We start from the raw sequence: 14,928 nt of genomic DNA, 5'->3' as shown, positions 1-14,928 counted from the left end.
AAAAAATCATACTGTCGGTTTTTGGGCCAGGGCGTTGCGGCGTATTCCCCGCCATTGGCTCAGCAGTACGCCAAGCACGATAAGCAAGGCTCCGCCATACTGCGCGGGGGGGAGCTTTTCGCCCAGCAGGGCAACGCCGAAGAGCAGGGCAAAAACAGGTATGAGATTGGTGTAGGCGGCGGCGCGACCAGCGGAAAGGCGCTTAACGCCAAAATTATACAGACCGTATCCTGCAAAGGTCACAATGCCGCCCAGATAGAACACGCAGGCCCACGGAACCCATGTGGGAAAATCCCTGCCAAGGCTGATGAGCGTGTCTGATTCCGGCACCACGAGAACCAACAGACAAAAAAAGATCATGCCCACAAAGGCCTGAACCGCCGTGATGCACAGGGCGCTGTATACGGTTGAAAGGTGGCGGGCCAGCACTGTATATCCGGCGGCGCAGCACATGGCGATACCCTCAAGAATGTTGCCCAGCAGGGGATTGGCGGCTTTTTCGTCCGGCACGGCGGCAAGGGTGAGCCACGTGACGCCGCAAACAGCCAGTAGAAAGCCCAGCCACATGCGCAGGCCCGCGTGCTCGCGCAGGGCTACAAAGGCGACTGCCGCCACCAGCAGAGGCAACAGGGATGTTATCATGCCTGCCTGCGAGGCAGTGGTCAGGCGCAGCGCGTTGGTTTCAAACAGAAAAAAGAGGCAGGGCTCGCACAGGGCCATGAGCGCCAGTGTTCCCAGGTTGCCGTGTTCTTTGAGTTCGCGCCAGAGGCGCGGCCACAGAGGCAAAAAAACAATGCATGCCACGAGCATGCGTCCGGCCATGGTTTGCAGGGGGGTCAGGGCGGTCAGGGCGATGCGCAGCACTACAAAGGTGGAGCCCCAAAAGGCCATGGCTGTCAGCAAAGCCGCATGAGGCAATAAATTCCGGGCGGTGGGGGACATGAGGGTTTTCAGTTTCTCCAGAATGGTCGCGGGTGATTTTTGCCGCAGCCTATGGTAAGAATGCCAATACTTCAAGGTATGAGGCCATCCGCCAGCCGTGCGGGGGTGCCTGCCTACCCGGGTTCAAGCTTGACGAAAGGCACTGTCCGCTGCCTGCGGGAGCAAGAAGCATGAGCATCAGAACCATCATCAAAACTTCCAACCTCGCGCAGTTGCTGCTTCTTCTGCTGCTTGGGCTTTGCCTGGTATCTCTGGGGCGTGGCCTGAATGAAGGCCGTAGGGTACTCGAAAACTACTACAGGCTTGATTCCCTCCTGGTGGATGTGGAAACCAATACCCGTCAGAGTTACGAGGAAGCCCACGCCTTTATTTTTACGGGCAATCCCGAACGCTATGCCAGGTGGCAGATGCTGAATCAGGACCGCGTCCACGAGATGCAGGACGCCGCCGGGCACGAGGGGACCTTTGAACATATTGCCCGTAATCTCAATGTGACGGGAGGTCTGCAAGGGCAGGTTCAGGCGCTTCTTGCCCAGCGCAGGCACCTCGACAGTCTGCTTGATACCGCCATGAGCATGGCTGTGGGCAATAGCGGGCCGCCTCTGTGGGACAGGGACGGGCTTGACCTGAAAGGCGCGCAGAACTGGGTAGACAGGGTCAATCTGGACAGTGAAGCGCAGCAGGTTCTTTTCAGCGCGCAGGCCCTGCGCGAAGTGCAGTACCGCAGCTTTCTGGAACAGGTGAGCAAACAGGAGTCTCCGCTTGTCCAGATGGTCTGGGCCATGTTTTTTGCCTTGCTGGCCTTGGCGGCCAGCGCGGTTGCCAACATTTATATCTTTCAGAAAAGGGTCGCCAAGCCGCTGGGCGAGGTCAGTCAGTACGCGGAAGGCGTGGCGGCGGGCGAGGATCCCGAACCCTTGAAGCTCAAGTACCGGGATGAGCTGGCTGTCATGTTCGCCTCCCTGCAACGCATGAAGGGGACGCTGTTTTCCCGTATTCGAGAACTCAAAGAGGCCGAAAGGCGTGCGCGCAAAAGCAAACAGCAGGCCGTTCTTGCCCGTGCGCAGGCTTTGTCGTCACTGGAACTCGCCCAAAGAGCCTCACACGTGCAGGAAGATTTTTTGCGCCGTATGAGCCATGAAATCCGCACGCCCCTCAATGCCATCATCGGCATGAGTTATCTGAGTCTGCAAGCGGGCCTCAGTGGCGTGCAGCGCGACTATCTTTCCCAGATCAACAAATCAGGCAGCCTGCTGCTGGATATGGTCAACAGGATTCTTGATTTTTCAAGCATCAACGAAGGCTTGCTGCGCCGCGAAAACCGGGCCTTTCAGGTGCCCCGCCTGCTGGAGCTGTTGCGGCAGAGCGTGGCGGGCAGCGCCCTTGAAAAACAGTTGGAGCTGATTTTTACACTTGATCCGGCTGTGCCGGAGGTTGTGGAAGGTGATGAACGGCATCTGGAAGAAGTATTGCGCATCCTGCTGGACAATGCGGTCAAGTACACCCGCACAGGCTCGGTGGAATGTAGTGTGCAGCTTGCCCACGGCAACCTGGAAGATGGCGGATGCCGTCTGCTCTTTGTGGTGGCCGACAGCGGCCCCGGCATGGATGCTGTTCTTAAGGACAAGCTTTTTGAACCCTTTGCCCTGGGCGATGAGTCGCTGACGCGGTCAAACAGCGGTCTCGGCCTTGGGCTTGCGCTGGCCCGGCAACTGGTCAACCTCATGGGCGGCGAGCTTTCTGTGGCAAGCGCGCCCGGCAAGGGAAGCCGTTTTTTCTTTGAATTGTCCTTCGGTTGGGTGCAACAGGCCGAAGCCATTACGGAGACCACCTCTGCGCAGGAAGAAGCCGCCGCTGTTATGGACAGTGCCCTTGGCGTCGCGCCGACGCCGCACCGCACTGTACTTGTGGTGGAAGATAACGATATCAACGCCCAGATCGCCAGCGAGCTGCTGACCCAGGCCGGGCTTGACGTGCGTGTGGCCTCCAACGGTCTTGCGGCGGTTGAAGAAGTACGCGGCGGCGGCGTTGACCTTGTGCTCATGGATGTGCAGATGCCAGTAATGGACGGGCTTCAAGCCACCATGCGCATCCGCGCGCTGGGTTTTTCACCTGCGGATCTGCCCATTCTTGCCATGACTGCCCATGCCGATGCCTCTTCCCGTCTGGAAGGCAAGAATGTGGGTATGAACGACTATCTCACCAAGCCGGTTGATCCTGCCGCCCTGTATGCCGCCCTTGAAACGTGGCTTCCGGGCGGATTGCAGTTCAATCCGCTTACCGCCGATGCTGGCCCGGATGATTATTCTGGCGCCGCAGACGCGGAAAGCCATGAAGAGGGCGAGGAACGGCATTCGCTGGACGTTATGCGCGATCCGGCCCAAGCCTCTTCAGTGCCGGAGGGGCAGGCGGTCAATGTGGAGGCTGGCCTCGCAACCGTGGGCGGCAACCGCGAATTGTACAGGGAACTGCTGTTGCGTTTTGTGGATCACTACGGCGAGAGCGCCAGAGAGCTGCGTGGCCTGCTTGCCTGCGGCGATCTGCGTGGCGCGGCCCGTCTGGCGCATACGGTAAAGGGCGTTGCCGCCAACCTTGGCGTGGAGCGGGTATGCCGCCTCACGCGGCACATGGAAAACTCCTTGCCCCTTATTCCGCCAAGCGAAGAACTGATGGACGAGTTTGAAGCGTGCATGAACGAGGTGCTGCTGCGCGTGCGCTGTCTTGAAGGCGATGGCAGCATGGTCACAGCAGGTTCCATGCATCTGGAAGGCGAGCATCGGGACAATCTGCTGGCTTTGCTTGCCGAACTGCCCGAATTGATGGAAACGGATTGGGGCAATGCGGAAAGCGCTCTTCAACGGTTTATGCCTCTCGTGAACGGCACCCCCTATGCAGAAGACCTGACCGCCATTCTTGCCTCGGTAAAAGACTTTGACAATGCAGCCCTACAGGGCCAGGCGGCAGCACTGCAACGGCGTCTGCGCGGAGAAAGCCTGTGAAGACCGTTTTTTGCCTTGATGACAAGATCAAGTATCTGACCCTGCTCAAGGTGGCGGTGCGGTCGCTGCGCGCAGTGCAGGGCAAGGACGCCCCCTGCCTCTGCATCTACGCCGGAAATGATGCGGCCTTGCTGGCAGAACTCGCTGCGGAAAATATTCCTGTCGCGCGCTATACGCCGCGCCTTGACCCAAGCGGCTTTACGCCTCTGGGGCAGGCCTGCGCCGGATGCTTTCTCAAACTTGAGCTGGCTCTTGTGCCCGAGCTTGCCCAGGACGACCGTGTGCTTTACTGCGATACGGATGTGCTTTTTTATCGCCCTCTGGACGAACTTTTTGCGCAACATCCGGCCTACGTGGGTATGGCAAGGGAATACACCGCTCCATTTTATCATCAGCACCAGCAGCTTTTTTATGAATACAGGGGCGAACGGTACACTGTTCCCATGCCTTTTCCCATCTGGACATATTCCAGCGGTGTGGCGCTGTTCAATCTTGAGCGGCTGCGCAAGCGCGACCTGATAGGGCACTTCATGGCTTTTTGTCGGGAAAATGAATCGCGTATCGGCAACCTTGATCAGTCGCTGGTGAATTATTTTTTTGGCAAGCGCATTACGCGGCTGGATGATTGCTGGAACAGCCCCCCATATAGGGAAGAGTGCAGGGATGAAGCGCGGATTGTGCATTTTCACGGCCCCAAGCCCTGGGAATATAAACGAACCAGCCTGACTGACCTGTGCATCAATCACTATGCCTACATGCGGGGACTCTGGATGGAATACCTGAATCCCCAGGAGCGCGCGCTGGTGGAAAGCTGGACGTAACTCCGCCCGAAAGGATTGTTTTTGTCACCCACTCTGAAGTATTCTCCGCTCTGTCCGATAAGGTTGAAACCGGGGCCTGAACGCTTTCGTTAGCGGGGTCGATCCCGGAGCAGATTGCAGCGGATTGCATATGACGGATTGCCGCAAAAGCGGCGATTCATGGGCGGAAAACGCCCGCTTATACCATGGAGGCCATCCCATGACGGATACAATGGACGCGGCGCAAGCGACTCGGCAGGACGTGCTGCAAGGTTCCGGGCAGGAACATGAGGGCGATCTGCTCCAGCTCGTGACATTCCGCATTGGCGAAGAAGAGTTCGGGGTAGACATCCTTTCCGTTCAGGAAATCATCCGTCTCATGCAGATCACCATGGTACCCCATGCTGCAGCCTTTATTGAAGGCGTCATAAATCTGCGCGGCAAGGTTATTCCGGTCGTCAACATGCGTACGCGCTTCAGCATGCCCGCCCTGGAGCACGATGGCAACACGCGCATTGTCGTGATGGAATTTAACCAGAAGATAGTGGGTTTTCTGGTGGACGGCGTGTCCGAAGTGCTGCGCATTCCGGCCTCCACTGTGGAGCCTGCGCCACCAGTTGTTTGCGGCATCGGCTCCGAGTATATCCGGGGTGTGGGCAAGCTTGAAGATCGCCTGCTCATTCTGCTTGACCTCGACACGTTATTGAGCGACATGAACGCCGATGCGGGTTAGCATGGCGGCCAGGCGCGCACTACTGATTCCGTGCGGACGGCGGACTTTTTAAAGCCCGGAGTCCTGCGGCGTTTTGAGTGAACGACGCGCAGCCTGAAGCCTTCGCCAGCCGGAGCGGTACAGCCGCTACGGTTATGCCGCCGCAGCAGGAGGCCTTATGTCCATGCGTCTTTCCCGCTCCATTGTGGGTGAAGCTGAAGCCCGCGCCGTAAGCCGCGTTATTACTGAAGACGGCTACCTCGGCATGGGCAACGAGGTGCGTCTTTTTGAAGAAGAAGTCGCCCGTTACCTCGGCGTCAAGCCCAGTCAGGTTATTTCCGTAAATACAGGTACTGCGGCCCTGCATCTGGCTGTGGATGCCGTTGCCGCCCAGTGCCGCGTAGACGGCAAGCCGGAAGTTCTGGTCCCTTCCCTTACCTTTGTGGCGTCTTTTCAGGCCATTACCGCCGCAGGCTGCCAGCCTGTGGCCTGCGATGTGCTGCCCGAAACAGGCACCATTGACCTTGCCGATGCCGAACGCCGCCTGACCCCCCGCACCATTGCCATCATGCCCGTGCACTATGCCAGCAATCCCTGGCATATTGACGCCATATACGATTTTGCCCGTGCAAAGGGCTTGCGCGTGGTGGAAGACGCCGCCCACGCCTTTGGCTGTAAAAGCAGGGGGCGCATGATCGGCAGTTTTGGCGACATGGTCTGCTTCAGCTTTGACGGCATCAAAAATATTACCTGCGGTGAAGGCGGCTGCCTGGTGGCCTTTGATGAGGCCGCCGGAAATCTGGCTTCTGACGCCCGTCTGCTTTCAGTAGCCAACGATGCAAAACAGCGTTTTGCCGGGGCGCGCTCGTGGGATCCCGATGTGACCCGTCAGGGCTGGCGCTATCACATGAGCAATATCATGGCCGCCATTGGGCGGGTGCAGCTTGGGCGGCTTGAATCGGAATTTATTCCCGCACGCCGCATGCTTACAGCCATTTATGAACAGCGCCTCGCCAATGTGGAGGGCCTTGCCCTGCTGGCCACTGACCCGCAGGACTTTGTGGTGCGCCATATCATGCCCGTGCGTGTTCTGGGTGGCCGCAAAGATGCCGTTAAGGAATTTATGGCGGCACGCGATATCCCCACCGGCGTGCATTACAAACCAAACCACCTGCTGAGCTGCTTTGGCGGGGGCGCGGAGTCGCTGCCCGTGACGGAACAGCTCTATGGCGAACTTGTGACCCTGCCCCTGCACCCCGGCCTCAGCGCCGAAGATGTGGAGAGCGTGTGCGACGCGCTTGTTGCCGCACTCAAGTAGCGCCCGCCAGTGCGCAGGAGATTTGCCGTGGTTAGCGGCTGGCAGACTGTGCCGGGCTTCAGATGGCTGGCGGATCTGGCGCGCGGGCTTTTGGCCCGGCGTTGGGTTCGTTTTGGCATTGTGGGCGGCGCGGCTTCCGTAAGCTACTTTCTGTTGGGGTTGTTGTTCGTCAATGTGGCAGGTTTACCCACGCTGGCGGGCAACGCCCTGGCCTATGCGCTCAGTTTTATTGTTTCCTATCTTGGGCAATGCCTGTGGACGTTCCGCGCCGCGGATTCCGTCGCAGGCATTGCCAGCCACCGCACCATGCTGCCGCGCTTTGCGGCTACCCAGGCTGTGGGCCTGTGCTGCAATTCGGCCATTGTCTGGCTGCTGGTGCGGCTTGGTGTTCCTTATGCCTGGGCCATGCCCGTTGCCGTGCTGACCGTGCCTGTCATGGTTTATGCGCTGTGCAAGGTCTGGGTATTCAAAACGCAGGCTTCATTCGCTCCCGCCGGGGCAGGGCAAAGCCCGGCGCAACAGACATCCACACCCCACACCGCGCGCAATGAGGATAAAGCATGAACGCCCCCGCAGTCTCGGTCATCATGAATTGCCTGAACAGTTCCCGCGATCTGCGCGAAGCCATGGACAGCCTCATGGCCCAGACATTCACGGATTTTGAGGTTGTTTTCTGGGACAACTGCTCAACGGACGAAAGCCCCGCCATTGCCAAAAGCTATGGCGAAAAGGTGCGCTACTTCCGGGGAGAGAGCATTGTGCCTCTGGGCGAGGGGCGCAATCTGGCCCTGGCGCAGGCCCGTGGGCGGTATCTGGCCTTTCTTGACTGCGATGACGTGTGGCGGCCTACCAAGCTGGAGCGCCAGGTGGCCCTGTTTGAAGGCAACCCGCGCGTGGGCCTGGTGTGCACGGACACGGAGATTTTTGACGGCAAACGCGTGTTCAAGAGGCTTTTTGCCGAAACGTCCCCTGCGCGGGGCATGGCCTTTGCCGCATTGATGGAACGTCAGTGGATTTCCATGTCGTCTGCCATGGTCAGCCGCGAGGCGCTGGCAAGTCTTTCGGCTGACAAAACGCCGTCGGGCGAAGGCAGCAACGGCGGGTGGTTTGACCAGAGCCTCAACGTGTGCGAGGAGGCCGATGTTTTTTACCGCATCGCTCACGATTGGGAGCTGGACTATGTGGATGAGCCTCTGACCCTTTGGCGGGTGCATGGGGGCAACACGACCTTTCGCAAATTTGGCCAGTTTGCTGATGAAACTCTGCGTATTCTTGAGAAACACCAGGCTTTGTATCCTGGCTATGATCAGGAATATTCGGGTCTTGTCGCAATGATGACCCGCAGGGCAAGCTTTCAGAAAGCTGTGGCCCTGTGGCGCGAAGGACACAACGCCGCCGCCCGGGAGGCCATAAAACCCTGGCGGAACAGCGGGCGCAAATTCAGGATTTTCTGGTGGGCAAGTTATCTGCCAGGAATTTTTTTTGACGTGGCCGCCCGCCTGTATTTCGCGCTGCCAGCCAATTTGCGACAATAGCAGTAAGTTTTGTCTCGACTTGGATAGGGAAACATATTGTATTTTTTGCTGAAAGATTATATTCGCACTCAAAGGTCTTAGTGGGGGGAAAGAGGTAGCATTTCTGGGTCGCACGGAAGGGACTCACTTTGCTCAAGCCCCCCTTGCAACACATAACAGTTGAGGGTCTGTTATATGGCTTGGACACAAGTGTATGATCCGGTTGGCGGAGCTGTAGTTTCCGCCCTGCTGGCAGGTATCCCCCTGATCAGCCTTTTTTACATGTTGGCCGTGCGCCGTGCTAAGGGGCATTACGCTGCGGCTCTTGCTGTGGCTCTTTCTTTCGTTCTGGCAGTTGCCGTGTGGGGCATGCCGTTCGGAACAGCGCTGGGCGCATTGAGCTACGGCGCGGCCTTTGGCCTCTTCCCCATCATCTGGATCGTTATTACGGCGGTCTGGGTGTACAACATGACTGTGGAATCGGGCGAATTTGAATACATCAAAGAATCGCTCGCGCGTCTGACAGACGACCGCCGTTTGCAGGCCATCTTTATCGCCTTTGCCTTTGGTTCCTTCATTGAAGGCACCGCCGGCTTCGGCACCCCTGTGGCGATCACCGCTGCCATGCTGGTGGGCCTGGGCTTCCGCCCCCTGTACGCCGCTGGTATCTGTCTGATTGCCAACACCGCGCCCGTGGCCTTTGGCGCCATTGGTATCCCGATCATTGTTGGCGCCCAGGTTTCCGGCATTCCTGAAATGCACGTGAGCCAGATTGTGGGCCGCCAGCTGCCGTTCCTGTCCATCTTGGTGCCCCTGTGGCTCTGCGTGGTCATGTGCGGCTTCAAGCGCGCCATGGAAGTGCTGCCCGCCATCATCGTGGCTGGCGTGAGCTTCGCTGGTTCGCAGTTCCTGTTCTCCAACTACCACGGCGCTACGCTGCCCGATATCATGTCGGCTCTTATCACCATCATTGCCATGGTGTTGTTGCTGCGCGTGTGGAAGCCCAAGACCGTGTGGCGTTTTGAGGGCGAAAAGGAAACCGTGCTGACCGGCGCTGCCCCTTCAACGGGCGTGGTGCTGCGTGCGTGGTTGCCTTACATCGTTCTGGCCGTCATGGTGTTCTTGTGGGGCCTGCCCCAGTTCAAGAACATGCTGAACGCCGTGCCCGGTTCGGTGCTCAAGTTCTCCTGGCCCGCTCTTGACGGCATGGTGCACAAGGCTGCTCCCATCCTGGCCGCCGGCAAGGATCCCAACTATCCCGCAGTGTTCGTGTTCAACTGGCTTTCCGCCGGTGGTACGGCCATCCTGCTGGCTGGTTTCTTCTCCGTGCCTTTCATGCCTGGTTATTCGTTCGGCAAGGCTATTAACTGCCTGTTCCGCACCATTCACCAGCTGCGCTTCCCCATTGCAACCATCGCCATGATCCTGGGCCTGGCTTACCTCATGAACTTCTCCGGCATGAGCTCCACCCTGGGTATTGCCTTTACCCTGACTGGCCCGTTGTTCCCGCTCTTCTCGCCCCTTCTGGGCTGGTTGGGCGTGTTCCTGACCGGTTCGGACACCTCTTCAAACGCCCTGTTCTGCGGTATGCAGCGCTCCACGGCTGAAGTGGTGGGCATGGATCCGGCCCTGGCCGTTTCCGCCAACTCTTCCGGTGGTGTTACCGGTAAGATGATTTCGCCCCAGTCCATCAGTGTGGCAACCGCTGCCACCAATCTGGTTGGTCATGAAGGCGACCTCTTCCGGTTTACGCTTGGGCACAGCTTGGCCATGACGGGCTTTATCTGCGTGCTCACCTACCTGCAGTCCAACGTGCTGCATTGGATGCTGCCGTAAACTTGGTTTTCCTTCCGTAATATGGCGCCGCCCCGCAAGGGGCGGCGTTTTTACGTTTATGGAACAGGGGAATCCGCTGCATGGACAGAGCGCAGCCGCATTCCCAACAGAGAACCAGCAAACCCTTATGGGCCGCGCGTTCCAAGCCGTCTTGCCAGCCGCCCTTGTCTGCTTTATGGTGCGCTGCAATGCTTGGAGGACTACATGGATTCGCAGCAGATAACGTTTTCTTCAATCGTCAAATCGCTGGGCCTTGTGTTTGGCGATATCGGCACAAGCCCTATATACACGCTGGCAGTCATATTCCTGCTGACCGAGCGCACAGAAGACCATTTTATCGGCATTCTTTCGTTGATAATCTGGACGTTGCTGCTGCTCGTAACAGTGGGCTACGCGTGGCTGGCCATGAGCCTGAGCAAGGGCGGCGAGGGCGGCACCATTGTGCTGCTTTCCATCCTGCGTCCGTTACTCAAGTCGACCAAAAAATTGGGCGTGGCTTCTGTGCTGGCTTTTGTGGGCGTTTCTCTGCTCATTGGCGATGGGGTCATTACCCCTGCCATTTCAATTCTCTCCGCTGTGGAAGGCCTGACACTTGTGCCGGGACTTGAGCAGACGCCCAAAGCTGCGATTGTGGGGCTGGCGCTGGCGATAACTGTTGTGCTTTTTGCTGTGCAGAAGAGGGGCAGCGGTGCTGTTTCCGTAGTTTTTGGCCCCATTATGGCCATATGGTTCGCGGTGCTGGCTTTTTCCGGATGCGCCTCCATTATGCAGACGCCACAGGTTCTCAAGGCTTTGAACCCCTGGTATGCCATTGATTTCATGATTCACAACGGCCTGGTGAGCTTTTTTGTTCTTTCTGAGGTCATTTTGTGCGCCACGGGCGGCGAGGCCCTGTACGCCGACATGGGGCATATGGGGCGCAAACCCATCATAGCCGCGTGGGGCATTGTGCTGTTGGCGCTGGTGGCAAGCTACATGGGGCAGACCTCGTTTCTTATCCGCAATCCAGGGGCCGAGAACGTGTTGTTCGAAATGATCAACAGTCAGGCTCATTATTTGTATGTTCCTTTTCTGGTGCTCAGCCTTATGGCAACTGTCATTGCTTCGCAAGCACTTATAAGCGGTCTGTTTTCGATCATGTATCAAAGCATGGCTACGCATATTATGCCTTTGTTCAAAGTGGATTACACCTCAAAGGAATTGCATTCCCAGATATACATCAATTCTGTGAACTGGGCATTGTTTGTGGCTGTGGTGCTTGTGATCTGCGGATTTGGCGAATCGCACAAACTTGCTGCGGCTTACGGTCTTGCGGTTACGGGCACCATGACCATCACCGGCGTGTTCATGGTGTGGATATTCCACCTTCAGGGACGAAATTTCAAAGCAGCCATAGCTGCCTGCATCTGTTTCCTCGACTTCATTTATCTGCTCGCGAACTTTTATAAATTCCCGCATGGCGGATATTGGTCCATACTGATTTCGCTCATTCCGCTTTCTGTCATTCTGATCTATACTCAGGGGCAAAAAGCTGCGTATCAACGTATGCGTCCCATGGGGAAAGAGCAGTTCTTGAGGAAATTTACAGAAGAAAAAGCCCGTGGTCATGCCATTCGCGGCACAGCCATTTTTTTCTTGCGCAGCCTGGAAAAGGTTTCGCCCTATATTGTCAAAACCATGTTCAGCAACGGCATTATTTATGAGCAGAACATCATGCTGTGCATGTCCCGCACATATGAGCCTACAGGTGTGATATGGCGGTTTGCGGAAGACCCAGCCGAAGGTATTCGTGTTTTTGAGGTTTCTGCGGGTTACATGGAAGTTGTGGATATCGACCACATCATGTCCGAGGCGGGAATCAAGCCGCGCGTTATTTTTTATGGCGTGGAAGACATACTCACCAGTTCGCCCTTGTGGCGCATATACGCTGTTATAAAAAAACTGGCGCCATCGTTTGTGCAGTTTTACAAAATGCCCGTGCATGCCGTGCATGGAGTTATCAGCCGCATAGACATGTAGCTTGGGCGCTTTGCCCAAGCATGCGCACAAGGAAGACCCGTCATGCAGAAAAATCCATTGGTTGGCATCGGCTTGCTTGCGTTGTGCCTGATGTCGGGTTTTCTGGCTTGCGGGTGCACCCCTCGCGAGCGGCCCCCCCTGACATTTGACGATCAGCAGGCCCTGGCTGCAAATCAGCAGTGCCGGGCCGAAGCCACCCAGATGAATAATGAGTGGCGTGGAGACACCAACTACTTCCCCTGGCGGGCCTATTACGACATGTGCATGAAGCGTTTTGAAATCAGTGATGTGGAAATGCGCAAGCTGCGCTTGCCGTGATCGGCCTGTCGCAAGCCAGCCATGCCAGTATTGCTAAGCCTGAGTTGCTGCGTCAATCGACCGACTTGGTGAGAGACAAAAAGTGCGGCTCTGGCTTGCCCTGTGCGTCGTTTTTTTTAATTTTTGATAGATGGGTGCGCGCTGACGCAGTCGTGCTTCAGGGGGCCTTTTGTGAGGCAAACTAAGCGTGAAGACTGAGAAGCTTGCTGTGATGCAAAAAAGAAGGGTGACCCGTTCGGGTCACCCTTCTTTTTTGCATTTTCAAATCTATTCGTCGCCCACTTTGAGGGCCGCCAGAAACGCTTCCTGCGGCAACTCGACGTTGCCCATGCGCTTCATGCGTTTTTTGCCTTCTTTCTGTTTTTCAAGCAGCTTGCGTTTACGCGTGATGTCGCCGCCATAGCACTTGGCGGTCACGTCCTTGCGGAAGGCCGACACGGTTTCGCGGGCAATGATCTTCTGTCCGATGGCTGCCTGAATGGCCACCTGGAAAAGCTGGCGGGGAATGCTGCGCTTGAGCTTGAGCGCCAAGCCGCGTCCGTAAGTGTATGCGCGGTCGCGATGCACAATGACGGCAAGAGCGTCAACGGTTTCACCATTGAGCATGATGTCGAGCCGCACAAGGTCCGATTCGCGGTAGTCCAGCGGGTGGTAATCCATGGAGGCGTAGCCGCGCGTGGCAGACTTGAGCCGATCAAAAAAGTCGTAAACAATTTCTGCAAACGGCAATTCATAGGTGACAACAACGCGGTTGGTGGCCAGATAGTGCAGATTTTTCTGCATGCCGCGCTTTTCTTCGCACAGTTTCATGACGTTACCCACGTAATCGTTGGGCACGTGAATGTCCATGTTCACATACGGCTCATAAAGCGCGCGAATCTTGGTGGGATCTGGCAGATGGCTGGGGTTGTCGATCTGCAAGGTTTTGCCATCGTTTGTGTCCACTTTGTAGACCACGGAGGGCGCTGTGGCGATGAGGCTGACCTCAAATTCGCGCTCCAGCCGCTCCTGAATGATCTCCATGTGCAGCAGACCAAGAAAGCCGCAGCGGAAACCAAACCCCAGGGCCTGAGATGTCTCCGGCTCAAAGGAGAAGGCCGCGTCATTGAGTTGCAGCTTTTCAAGGGCGGTTTTCAGGTTTTCGTACTCGTCAGACTCTGTGGGGTACAGACCGCAGAAAACCATGGGCTTCACTTCAGTAAAGCCGGGAACGGGAGTCACGGCAGGGTTTTCCACCAGTGTGATGGTGTCGCCAACGCGCGCATCGCCCAGATCCTTGATGGAGCCGCACATGAAGCCCACTTCGCCAGCGTGAAGCTCGTTCACGTCCGTGGCTTCGGGGGAGAACACGCCAAGGCGCAGCACTTCATATTCCTTGCCGGTGCTCATCAGGCGTACCATGTCGTTACGCTTGATGGCGCCGTCCATAATGCGGAACAGGATGACTACGCCCTGATAGCTGTCGTACCACGAATCGAAGATGAGCGCTTTAAGCGGGCCCGCCACATCGCCCTTTGGCGGGGGGAGCCGGTGCACAATGGCCTCAAGAACTGCGTCAACACCCATGCCGGTTTTGGCGGAAACAGGCATGGCCTCGGAGCAGTCAAGGCCGATACTTTCTTCGATTTCAGCCTTCACGCGTTCAACTTCGGCGCTGGGCAGGTCGATTTTGTTGAGCACGGGGACGATTTCGTGGTCGTGATCCAGAGCAAGATAGACGTTGGCAAGCGTTTGCGCTTCGACGCCCTGAGTGGCGTCAACCACCAGCAGTGCACCCTCGCAGGCAGCCAGGGAGCGCGAAACTTCATAGTTGAAGTCCACGTGTCCGGGGGTATCAATGAGGTTCAGTTCGTACATCTGCCCGTTTTGGGCTTTATACGGAATACGCACGGACTGGGCCTTGATGGTGATGCCACGCTCCCGTTCCAGGTCCATTTTGTCCAGATACTGCTGGCGCGCCTCCCGCTTGCTGACAACCTGGGTCAGCTCAAGAATGCGGTCGGCCAGGGTGGATTTGCCGTGGTCGATGTGGGCGATAATGCAAAAATTGCGGATATTTTCCTGGTTGGGCATGGTCATGTCCTGGGAAACTGGATGGGTTGGCGGCGAATTTTCCGCGTTGAACCTGTATCAATATCCAAGATTCGCGCGGAAGTCTATTTTTGCAGGGCCTGAATTCTTGGCAGAATGCCGATTTCAGCTTGAATGCCCGTATAGCCGTTGGGTGTCAGGTTGAGCCGATGAAAATGCCGCAGCTGGAGAGGTTGCTGATACAACAGGCCGGGCAAAGTAACTTTAGGAAAAAGCAAAGCCGCAACAGCGCGGAATTTTCCACGCTGCTGCGGCCCCACAAATCTGAAAATTGGTAGCTCAGCGGAGCTGGGCCAGTTGCAAGCGCACAACTGCGCGTTGCAGAGCGGCTTCAGCGCGGACAATGTCCACCTTTTCGTCATGGCTGGCAATGCGCTTT

Annotated in this window: 12 protein-coding genes; 9 read left to right on the top strand and 3 right to left on the bottom strand. The window is 57.0% G+C overall.

Annotated elements, in window-relative coordinates:
* Nucleotides 1-6 precede the first annotated feature (6 nt).
* Nucleotides 7-942: a DMT family transporter gene (locus VEZ52_RS08195; RefSeq protein WP_324836390.1), complete on the bottom strand. Its 936-nt coding sequence runs from the start codon at nt 940-942 to the stop codon at nt 7-9.
* A 170-nt stretch (nt 943-1,112) separates the two neighbouring features.
* Here VEZ52_RS08195 and VEZ52_RS08190 point away from each other — a divergent pair, with 170 nt between their 5' ends.
* From VEZ52_RS08190 to VEZ52_RS08150, 9 genes are all read left to right on the top strand, one after another.
* A complete protein-coding gene (locus VEZ52_RS08190; RefSeq protein WP_324836389.1) occupies nt 1,113-3,941 on the top strand; it encodes a response regulator in 2,829 nt (942 codons plus the stop codon).
* Nucleotides 3,938-4,762 carry a glycosyltransferase family 8 protein gene (locus VEZ52_RS08185; RefSeq protein ID WP_324836388.1) on the top strand — a complete coding sequence of 275 codons (825 nt, stop codon included), beginning with the start codon at nt 3,938-3,940 and terminating at the stop codon, nt 4,760-4,762. The genes VEZ52_RS08190 and VEZ52_RS08185 overlap by 4 nt, the downstream gene beginning before the upstream one ends.
* Before the next feature lie 244 nt (nt 4,763-5,006).
* Entirely contained in the window at nt 5,007-5,474 is a 468-nt protein-coding gene (locus VEZ52_RS08180; protein ID WP_027180850.1) for a chemotaxis protein CheW, read from the top strand.
* Nucleotides 5,475-5,631: 157 nt separating this feature from the next.
* A complete protein-coding gene (locus tag VEZ52_RS08175) occupies nt 5,632-6,771 on the top strand; it encodes a DegT/DnrJ/EryC1/StrS family aminotransferase (RefSeq protein WP_324836387.1) in 1,140 nt (379 codons plus the stop codon).
* Between the two features lie 27 nt (nt 6,772-6,798).
* On the top strand, nt 6,799-7,335 hold the full coding sequence (locus VEZ52_RS08170) for a GtrA family protein (protein WP_324836386.1): 537 nt from the start codon (nt 6,799-6,801) through the stop codon (nt 7,333-7,335).
* Nucleotides 7,332-8,306 carry a glycosyltransferase family 2 protein gene (locus VEZ52_RS08165; protein ID WP_324836385.1) on the top strand — a complete coding sequence of 325 codons (975 nt, stop codon included), beginning with the start codon at nt 7,332-7,334 and terminating at the stop codon, nt 8,304-8,306. Before VEZ52_RS08170 ends, VEZ52_RS08165 begins: the two co-directional genes overlap by 4 nt.
* A gap of 174 nt (nt 8,307-8,480) precedes the next feature.
* On the top strand, nt 8,481-10,121 hold the full coding sequence (locus VEZ52_RS08160; protein WP_324836384.1) for a lactate permease LctP family transporter: 1,641 nt from the start codon (nt 8,481-8,483) through the stop codon (nt 10,119-10,121).
* Nucleotides 10,122-10,325: 204 nt separating this feature from the next.
* Complete coding sequence (locus VEZ52_RS08155) at nt 10,326-12,140, top strand: KUP/HAK/KT family potassium transporter (RefSeq protein WP_324836383.1); 1,815 nt, start codon at nt 10,326-10,328, stop codon at nt 12,138-12,140.
* A 42-nt stretch (nt 12,141-12,182) separates the two neighbouring features.
* Nucleotides 12,183-12,458: a hypothetical protein gene (locus tag VEZ52_RS08150; protein WP_324836382.1), complete on the top strand. Its 276-nt coding sequence runs from the start codon at nt 12,183-12,185 to the stop codon at nt 12,456-12,458.
* Between the two features lie 267 nt (nt 12,459-12,725).
* On the opposite strand, the gene lepA is transcribed toward VEZ52_RS08150, so the two are convergent.
* The gene (gene lepA / locus VEZ52_RS08145) at nt 12,726-14,531 is read right to left on the bottom strand and encodes a translation elongation factor 4 (RefSeq protein ID WP_324836381.1); all 1,806 of its coding nucleotides are present in this window, start codon (nt 14,529-14,531) and stop codon (nt 12,726-12,728) included.
* 297 nt (nt 14,532-14,828) lie between these two features.
* Nucleotides 14,829-14,921 (bottom strand): ATP synthase delta/epsilon chain alpha-helix domain-containing protein, encoded by a 93-nt coding sequence (locus VEZ52_RS08140; protein ID WP_324836400.1) that lies wholly within the window; start codon nt 14,919-14,921, stop codon nt 14,829-14,831.
* Nucleotides 14,922-14,928: the final 7 nt, after the last annotated feature.

This window comes from Desulfovibrio sp. (assembly GCF_035644575.1).
Taxonomy (GTDB): domain Bacteria; phylum Desulfobacterota; class Desulfovibrionia; order Desulfovibrionales; family Desulfovibrionaceae; genus Desulfovibrio.
The sequence above is the reverse complement of the archived record's forward strand: the minus strand, read 5'-3'. Positions and strand labels throughout refer to the sequence as shown.